This window comes from Caldimonas sp., assembly GCF_046289365.1.
Taxonomy (GTDB): Bacteria; Pseudomonadota; Gammaproteobacteria; order Burkholderiales; family Burkholderiaceae_C; genus Caldimonas.
On sequence record NZ_JBKBVU010000155.1, the window covers coordinates 1 to 7,289 of the forward strand.

Here is a 7,289-nt window from a genome sequence, read left to right on the forward strand (position 1 = left end):
TGCCGGCGCACCAGATGGCCCAGCGCCGTCTCGAAGGACTGCTCGGCCAGGGTCTGGGAGGCCGCGTCGGCCTGGACGGCCCGGCGCGAGAGGGTCAGGTACTGCAGGATGCGCCCGCCGGGGTAGCCGGCGAACGGCGGGCTCGCCGACGCCACCGCATCGACGGCCTCGCGCGGGATGAGCAGGCACCAGCCCGGTTCGGTGGCGGTGTAGGTGGCGGTGACCGGCCGGGCCCCCATCAACGCGCCGACCGGAAAGACATCGCCGCCCTCGTACTGGAAGCCGGTGGCCTCCAGGTCGGCCAGCCCCCGCCGGCCGGTCACCGCCCCGGCCAACACGGCATACAAGGTGTGGACCGGCCCGTCCTCGGGGCGGCGCAGCACCTGGCCAGGCACGCAACGCAGCAAGGTGGCGGCGTCGAGAAGCTGCTCGATGTGTGCCGGCTGCATCTGTGAGAACGGCGGATGCGGCTGCAAGGCCGCCAGCCACTGCGCCCGCCCGGGACGCTCGGCAGGGGAAAGGGCCGGTGGGTCCATGGGCAGGGGGTGGCGGTGCCCAACGGTCAGGAGGCTGGCCCCTCGGGGCGCGCCACCGGCAGGGTGCCGGTCTGGGGGGCTGGCAGGGGCGGCAGTTCCAGCGTGAGGGCCACCGTCCCGTCGCGCGGGCCGAGAGCGGCGCTGCGGTGGCCCAGACTGAGCAGCACGAGTTCGCCATCGACGGCGTGGCCCACCGCATAGGCGCGCGGCGTCTTGCCATCCACCGCGATGAGCGCCACGCCAGGCCCCGCGCTGCCGGGCGCCGGGGCCATCAGGCCGAGCAGCTTGAAGCGGCTGCTCTGCGCACTGGGGCCGGGGGCGGCCGGGCTGGCCGCTCGGGGGCCGCCCCCCAGAAGGCGCAGCACCGAGGCGGCACTGCCGGACTGCGCCACGACGGTGCCGGCATGCGACGGCACGGGCAGCGGCGAACTGCCCAGGCGCAGCGCCCAGAACGTCGCACTGGCGGCGGCCAGGGCCCAGACGACGAAAGCACCGAGTTTGGCGAACATCAGCCCATTATGATTCAAGGCCTGCCCGGCAGACGTGTTGTCACCCGGGGTGTGGCGCTCGCGCTATGCTGCACGGGGGCCGCCGTGTCCCGAACCCTCCTGGTGGACCCTGAATCTGCGAGACCCATGACTTCGACCCTGACTTCCTGGCGCCATCGCGCCGCCCGTCACCTGCACCGCGGCTTCACGCTGATCGAGCTGATGGTGGTGCTGGTGGTGATCGGCATCCTGGCTGCGTTGATCGTTCCCAACGTGCTCGACCGCGCCGACGACGCCCGCGTGACGGCTGCCCGCACCGACGTCAACAACCTGATGCAAGCGCTCAAGCTCTACCGACTGGACAACCAGCGCTACCCCACGGCCGAGCAGGGCCTGCAGGCCCTGGTGGCCAAGCCCACCACGGCCCCGATCCCGCCGAACTGGAAGCCCTACCTGGACAAGCTGCCCAACGACCCCTGGGGGCGCCCCTACCAGTACCTGAACCCCGGGGTGCGTGGCGAGATCGACGTGTTCAGCTTCGGGGCCGACGGCCAGGCCGGCGGGGACGGTCTGAACGCGGACATCGGGTCCTGGCAGTGAATGTGCCACGCCCTGTGTGCTTGGCGCGCCAGCCGTCGGGAATCGGCGCGGCCGGCTCCGCGGCGCCTGCTCGCAGGGCTGGTGGGGTGCACGGGGCTGAGATGCTTGGCGAGCGTCGCCCATCTCGTGCAGCCCGGCGCGGCTTCACGCTGCTGGAATTGCTGATCGTGGTGAGCCTGATGGCGGTGGTGGTGGGCACCGTCAGCCTGGCGGTACGCGACCCGCAGGCCACCGCGCTGGAACGCGAGGCCGAGCGCCTGGCGGCGCTGCTGGAGTCGGCGCGGGTCGAGTCCCGGGCCTCCGGCGTGGCGGTGCGCTGGGTGCCGACGGCCGGGGGCTTTCGCTTCGTCGGCCTGCCCGAGAGCCTGGCGCTGCCCACCCACTGGTTGCATGAGGGGGTGCGCGCCGAGGCCTACGGAGCCGGGGGGCTGACGCTCGGGCCGGACCCGCTGATCGGGGCGCAGCGCGTGACGCTCGCACTGGAGGATCGGCGCCTCACCGTGGCCACCGACGGCCTGCAGGCCTTCGCGATCGCCCCATGAAGCACTCGCCGCGAGGGTTCACGCTCGTCGAGGTGCTGGTGGCGCTGGCCGTGGTGGCGCTGGCGCTGTCGGCAGGCGTCAAGGCGGCCGGGGCCCTGAGCAGCAACGCTGAGCGCCTGAGCGACAACATGGCGGCGCAATGGTGCGCCGAGAACCAGCTCGCCGGCCTGGTGCTGGCACGGCAGTTCCCCTCGGTGGGCGACGTCAGCTTCGCCTGCGAGCAGGCTGGACGGGCTTACACGGGCCAGTTGCAGATCCGGCCCACGCCAAACCCCAACTTCCGCCGCGTCGATGCCCGCATCAGCACGCCCGAAGGGCAGCCGCTGGTGAGCTTGTCGACCATCCTGCCCCGGTACTGAGATGCGCCGGCACCACGGCTTCACGCTGATCGAGGTGCTCGTCACCGTCACCATCCTGGCCATCGTGGCCGCTCTGGCCTGGCGCGGGGTGGACGGCATCGTGCGCACCAAGGAGATCGCCGAGGCCCGGCTCGACCAGGTGCTGCGCCTGAACACCGTGCTGGCCCAGTGGGAGGCCGATCTCGCCGCGCTGCACGACACCCGGTTGGTGCCGGCCCTGAGCTTTGATGGCAGCGCCGCACGGCTGACGCGGCGCAGCGAACAAGGCGTGCAGATGGTGGTGTGGACCCTGCGGGGTCGGCAATGGCACCGCTGGGCCAGCGCGCCGGTGACGCGCCGCGCCGAGTTGCAGGATGCCTGGATGCGCTCGCTGCAATTGCTGGGCGGCGAGCCGGGCGACCTGGCCGCCTTGCCAGGCGTGGGGCAGTGGCAGCTCTATTTCTGGCGCAACAACGCCTGGACGAACCCGCAGTCCACCGGAGACCAGTCGGCCGGCGACCCGCGCACCCAGGCCCTGCCCCAGGGCGTGCGGCTGGTGCTGACACTGACGCCCGAGTCGGGCCTGTCCGGCGAGGTCACGCGCGATGTCGTGTTGCGACTGAGGGCCGAATGAGCATCCAGCCGACCATGCGCCGACGACCATCCCGCGGGGCCGCGCTGCTGACGGCGATGATCATCGTGACCCTGGTGGCCACGCTGGCCAGCAGCATGCTGTGGCGGCAGTGGCGCTCGGTGCAGATCGAATCGGCCGAGCGCAGTCGCGCCCAGTCGTCGTGGATCCTCACCGGCGCGCTGGACTGGGCCCGGCTCATTCTGCGCGAGGACCGCCGCTCCGGCTCGGTGGACCACCTGTCCGAGCCCTGGGCGACGCCGCTGGCCGAGGCCCGGCTCTCCACCTTCCTGGCCGCCGGCCCGGCAGACACCGATGCCGCGCCCGACGCCTTCCTGGCCGGCCGACTGAGCGACCTGCAAGCCCGCTTCAACCTCACCAACCTGGCGCAGCCTGCCGATGCCGCACTGCCACACCGGCAGGCGCTGGAACGCCTGTGCGAGCTGCTGCATGTGGACGCGAGCACGGTCGAGGTGCTCGCCGAGGGCTTTGCTCCGCTGCCCACCGGCCAGGACGCCCCCGCCGACCGCCCCCTGATGCCACCCACCCCGGAGCTGCTGGGCTGGCTCGGGCTGGAGGCTGCCACGGTGCAGCGGCTCTCACCCTACCTGACCGTGCTGCCGCGGCCCACGCCGGTCAACCTGAACACCGCTTCACGCGAGGTGCTGGCCGCGGTGCTCGGGGTGGACCTGGCCAGCGCCGACCGGCTGGTGCAGCACCGCCAGCGCACACCGTTTCGCAGTGCGGGCGAAGCCACCCCGCTGCTGCCGCCGGGCACGAACCTGTCGGATCAGCAGGTCGGGGTCAGTTCGGACTTCTTCGAGGTGGTGGGGCAGTTGCGCATCGACCAGCGGGCCGTGCAGGAGCGCTCGCTGGTCGAGCGACGGGGGCTGCAGGTGGTCTCGCTGTGGCGGGAACGCAGCGCCCTGGTGCTCGGCGAGGGCCGCTGAACGCCCCCTCGTTCATGGGCCCGGGGGTGCCCGCCAGGGACCACCCGCGACATTTCTTCACACCGGGGGTGAAGGGATGCGCATAATGCATTGATTTCAAACGCCTTGAGGCTTGCCCAGAGGCGCCCGCCCCGGGGCGGGCGCGGGCCCTGCATCGAACCGATGGTTCTCCCGGTATGAGTCTGCTCGTCATCTCGCTGGCCCCGCGCCCGCGCCTGGGCCCCCGCGACGCCGCTGCCGCCGGCGAAGCGGCTCCGGCACTGCGTGCGCCGGCCGAGTTCGACTACGTGCTCAGCCGCGACGGTGTCCTGGTCGGCCGGCACGGACGCTGTGCCCCGGCGCTGATGCCGCGCGCCGACACGGTCGTGGCCGTGGCCCCGGCCGTCGATCTCGCCTGGCACCAGGTCAGCCTACCCAAGGCCCCGCAGGCCCGGCTGCGCGCCGCCCTGGCCGGGTTGCTCGAGGAGGCCTTGCTCGAGGACCTGGAGGACACCCATCTGGCCGTTGCCCCCGGGGCGTCGGCCACCGCGCCGACCTGGGTGGTGGCGACGCACCGCGGCTGGCTCACGCTGCAACTGGGCGCGCTGGAGGCCGCCGGCATCGTGGTCGACCGGGTCGTCCCCCAGGCCGAGCCCGGGGATCCTCCGCGCGGGTACTTCGAGCTGGCCGACCCGTCCGATGACCAGGCCCTGCGTGTGGTGTGGTCGCGCCCGGACGGGGTGCTGGTGCTGCGCCCGGCGGGCGGCCTGGTGCGGCATTGGCTGAACGGCTCCGGCGAGGAGCCGTTGGCTTCCCTGTGGAGCGCCGAACCTGCCGCGGTGGCCGCAGCCGAACAGCTGTTAGGCCAGCCGGTGGAGGTGCTGCCGCGCCCCGAGGCAGCGCTGCAGGCGGCGCAGTCTGCCTGGAACCTGCGCCAGTTCGACCTGAGCAGCCGCCCACGCGGCGTGCGGGCGCTGCGCAAGGGCTGGCACACCTTCCGAGGGCCCTCCTGGCGGCCCGTGCGGCTGGGCCTGGCGGCGCTGCTGGGCGTGCAGCTCGTGGGCCTGAACGCCTGGGCCTGGAAGCAGCGCCACGACCTGCAGGCGCTGCGCGCCGAGCAGGTCGCCTTGCTGCAGACCACCTTCCCGCAGGTGCGCGCCGTGCTCGACGCGCCGGTGCAGATGCAGCGCGAGACCGAGCTGCTGCGCGCCCGTGCCGGCCGTCCCGGGGAGACCGATCTCGAACCCATGCTGCAGGCGGTGGCCGGCGCCTGGCCGCAAGGCCGGGTGCTCGAAGGGCTGCGTTTCGAGCCCGGTCAGCTCACCGTGGCGGTGGGAGACTGGCCCGACGAGGCCGTTGCCGAACTCGCCCGGCAGCTCGAGCCCGAGGGCTGGGTGGTGGAGCGCAACGGGCCCCAGGTCACCGTGCGGCGTGCCGTGGGAGGGCGTTCATGACGCTGGAGGAATGGCGCCAACACTGGCAGCAGCAGGTGCGCTCACGCTGGAGCGCGCTGGACGAGCGTGAACGCAGCCTGGTGCGGTTCGCCGGTGTGCTGGTGCTGCTCGCGCTGCTGTGGTGGGTGGGGCTGCAGCCGGCCCTGCGCACGCTGCGCGACACCCCGCAACGCCTGGCCGAGGTGAGCACCCAGTTGCAGCACATGCGGCGCCTGGCCCAGGAGGCGCGCGACCTGCGTGAGGCTCCCACGGTGGCGGCTGCCCAGGCCGCGCGTGCTCTGCAGGCCGCGACCGAGCGGCTGGGCCCGGCGGCCCGCCTGAACCTGCAGGGGCAGCAGGCCACGCTGGTCGTGCAGGGCCTGCCCGGCGATGTGCTGTGGGCCTGGCTGGGCGAGGCGCGCAACGCCGCGCGGGCCCGGCCGGTGGATGTGCAGCTCACCCGCAGCGGCAACGGCTACAACGGCACCGTGGTGCTGGTGCTCGGCGCAGAGGCCCCATGAGCTGGCTCGCCGCACGCCTGGGACGCTGGCGCGAGGCCCGCCAGGCAGCCTCGCGCTTTCGCGCCTCGCAGTTCGGAGCCTCGCGTTTCGGCCATTCGCGCTTCCCGAACTCCCGCCTGGACTCGGCCGCCAGTGCGGCCGCGCGGGCCCGCCAGGCCAGTTTGCGCCGCTGGGGCTGGGCCGGGGCCGTCACCGGCGCGCTGCTGGCGCTGCTGCTGTTCGCTCCGGCCACCTGGCTGGCCTCGGCGGTGGCCACCGCCAGCGGTCAGCGCGTGCTGCTGGCCCAGGCCCAGGGCACCGTCTGGAACGGCCATGCGGTGCTGGTGCTGTCCGGCGGACCGGGCAGCCGCGACGCCACCGCCCTGCCCGGACGCCTGCACTGGGCGCTGCGGCCCGAGGGGCTGGGCGCGATGGTGCGGCTGCGCCAGGCGTGCTGTCTGAACGGTGAAGTGGGCCTGCGCGTGCAGTTCGGCTGGTCGCGCCTGTCGGTGCAACTGCAGCCCCAGCCGGGGGGCTGGACGGGCCAGTGGCCCAGTGCCCTCCTCGGCGGCCTGGGCACGCCGTGGAACACGCTGAAGCTCGGCGGGGCGCTGCGGCTGTCCAGCCCCGGCCTCACGCTGCAAGGCACGGCCGGGCGCTGGCTGGTGCAGGGCCGCGCCGACCTCGACATCCTCCATGCCTCCTCGCCCCTGGTCACGCTCAGCCAGTTGGGCAGCTACCGCCTGAGCCTGTTCAGCAACGAGCAGGGCCAGGTGCAAATCGTCCTGTCCACGCGCGAAGGCGCGCTGCAGCTCAGCGGCGATGGCCTTTGGGGGCCAAGCGGCGTACGCTTCCGGGGCGAGGCCCGCGCCGGCGAGGGCTTCCAGGACGCGTTGGACAATCTCCTGAACATCATCGGGCGGCGCGACGGCGCACGCTCGGTCATCTCGATCGGATGAGCATGAAACGCACTCCTCTGGCCCGACGTGGCACCCAGGTCCTGTGTGCGGCCCTGGGCGCCGGCCTCCCTGCCCCGGGCACCACCCCAGTCGCGCGGTCTCAGCAGCCCGCCGCCGAGGCCGCCGGCCAGGTCACACTGAACTTTGTCAACGCCGAGATCGACGGTGTGGCCCGCGCGATGGGGCTGATCCTGCGCCGCCAGTTCGTCATCGACCCGCGCGTGAAGGGACAGATGACGCTGTACAGCGAGCAGCCGATGAGCCGCTCGGAGGCCTACGTGAGCTTCCTGGCCGCGCTGCGCGGCCTGGGCTTTGCCGTGGTGGAGGTCGAGG

Annotated in this window: 10 protein-coding genes and 1 pseudogene; 9 read left to right on the forward strand and 2 right to left on the reverse strand. The window is 73.1% G+C overall.

Annotation, left to right across the window (positions count from 1 at the left end; all coding sequences use genetic code 11):
• On the reverse strand, positions 1-536 hold a 536-nt coding region (locus tag ACK42S_RS13520; RefSeq protein WP_409708436.1), incomplete at its 3' end, for a Crp/Fnr family transcriptional regulator.
• A gap of 26 nt (positions 537-562) precedes the next feature.
• Entirely contained in the window at positions 563-1,045 is a 483-nt protein-coding gene (locus ACK42S_RS13525; RefSeq protein WP_409708439.1) for a type II secretion system protein N, read from the reverse strand.
• Positions 1,046-1,171: 126 nt separating this feature from the next.
• Here ACK42S_RS13525 and gspG point away from each other — a divergent pair, with 126 nt between their 5' ends.
• The 9 genes and pseudogenes from gspG to ACK42S_RS13570 all read left to right on the forward strand — a co-directional run.
• On the forward strand, positions 1,172-1,624 hold the full coding sequence (gene gspG, locus ACK42S_RS13530) for a type II secretion system major pseudopilin GspG (RefSeq protein WP_409708442.1): 453 nt from the start codon (positions 1,172-1,174) through the stop codon (positions 1,622-1,624).
• Between the two features lie 101 nt (positions 1,625-1,725).
• Complete coding sequence (locus ACK42S_RS13535; RefSeq protein WP_409708445.1) at positions 1,726-2,166, forward strand: Tfp pilus assembly protein FimT/FimU; 441 nt, start codon at positions 1,726-1,728, stop codon at positions 2,164-2,166.
• The gene (gspI, locus tag ACK42S_RS13540; protein ID WP_409708448.1) at positions 2,163-2,525 is read left to right on the forward strand and encodes a type II secretion system minor pseudopilin GspI; all 363 of its coding nucleotides are present in this window, start codon (positions 2,163-2,165) and stop codon (positions 2,523-2,525) included. Before ACK42S_RS13535 ends, gspI begins: the two co-directional genes overlap by 4 nt.
• A 1-nt stretch (position 2,526) precedes the next feature.
• Positions 2,527-3,138 (forward strand): type II secretion system protein J, encoded by a 612-nt coding sequence (locus ACK42S_RS13545; RefSeq protein ID WP_409708451.1) that lies wholly within the window; start codon positions 2,527-2,529, stop codon positions 3,136-3,138.
• A complete protein-coding gene (gene gspK, locus ACK42S_RS13550; RefSeq protein ID WP_409708454.1) occupies positions 3,135-4,085 on the forward strand; it encodes a type II secretion system minor pseudopilin GspK in 951 nt (316 codons plus the stop codon). Before ACK42S_RS13545 ends, gspK begins: the two co-directional genes overlap by 4 nt.
• Positions 4,086-4,261: 176 nt before the next feature.
• Positions 4,262-5,518 (forward strand): type II secretion system protein GspL, encoded by a 1,257-nt coding sequence (gspL, locus tag ACK42S_RS13555; protein ID WP_409708457.1) that lies wholly within the window; start codon positions 4,262-4,264, stop codon positions 5,516-5,518.
• The gene (gene gspM, locus ACK42S_RS13560; protein ID WP_409708460.1) at positions 5,515-6,018 is read left to right on the forward strand and encodes a type II secretion system protein GspM; all 504 of its coding nucleotides are present in this window, start codon (positions 5,515-5,517) and stop codon (positions 6,016-6,018) included. The genes gspL and gspM overlap by 4 nt, the downstream gene beginning before the upstream one ends.
• Positions 6,015-6,956 carry a type II secretion system protein N gene (gspN, locus tag ACK42S_RS13565; RefSeq protein ID WP_409708463.1) on the forward strand — a complete coding sequence of 314 codons (942 nt, stop codon included), beginning with the start codon at positions 6,015-6,017 and terminating at the stop codon, positions 6,954-6,956. Before gspM ends, gspN begins: the two co-directional genes overlap by 4 nt.
• Before the next feature lie 2 nt (positions 6,957-6,958).
• Positions 6,959-7,289: pseudogene (locus ACK42S_RS13570) on the forward strand (type II secretion system protein GspD); the annotation flags it as partial.

Coding starts and splice junctions, on each gene's coding strand:
- gspL (WP_409708457.1), top strand. CDS start 4,262: ATGAGTCTGCTCGTCATCTCGCTGGCCCCGCGCCCGCGCCTGGGCCCC.
- ACK42S_RS13525 (WP_409708439.1), bottom strand. CDS start 1,045: ATGTTCGCCAAACTCGGTGCTTTCGTCGTCTGGGCCCTGGCCGCCGCC.
- gspI (WP_409708448.1), top strand. CDS start 2,163: ATGAAGCACTCGCCGCGAGGGTTCACGCTCGTCGAGGTGCTGGTGGCG.
- gspM (WP_409708460.1), top strand. CDS start 5,515: ATGACGCTGGAGGAATGGCGCCAACACTGGCAGCAGCAGGTGCGCTCA.
- gspN (WP_409708463.1), top strand. CDS start 6,015: ATGAGCTGGCTCGCCGCACGCCTGGGACGCTGGCGCGAGGCCCGCCAG.
- gspK (WP_409708454.1), top strand. CDS start 3,135: ATGAGCATCCAGCCGACCATGCGCCGACGACCATCCCGCGGGGCCGCG.
- gspG (WP_409708442.1), top strand. CDS start 1,172: ATGACTTCGACCCTGACTTCCTGGCGCCATCGCGCCGCCCGTCACCTG.
- ACK42S_RS13545 (WP_409708451.1), top strand. CDS start 2,527: ATGCGCCGGCACCACGGCTTCACGCTGATCGAGGTGCTCGTCACCGTC.
- ACK42S_RS13535 (WP_409708445.1), top strand. CDS start 1,726: ATGCTTGGCGAGCGTCGCCCATCTCGTGCAGCCCGGCGCGGCTTCACG.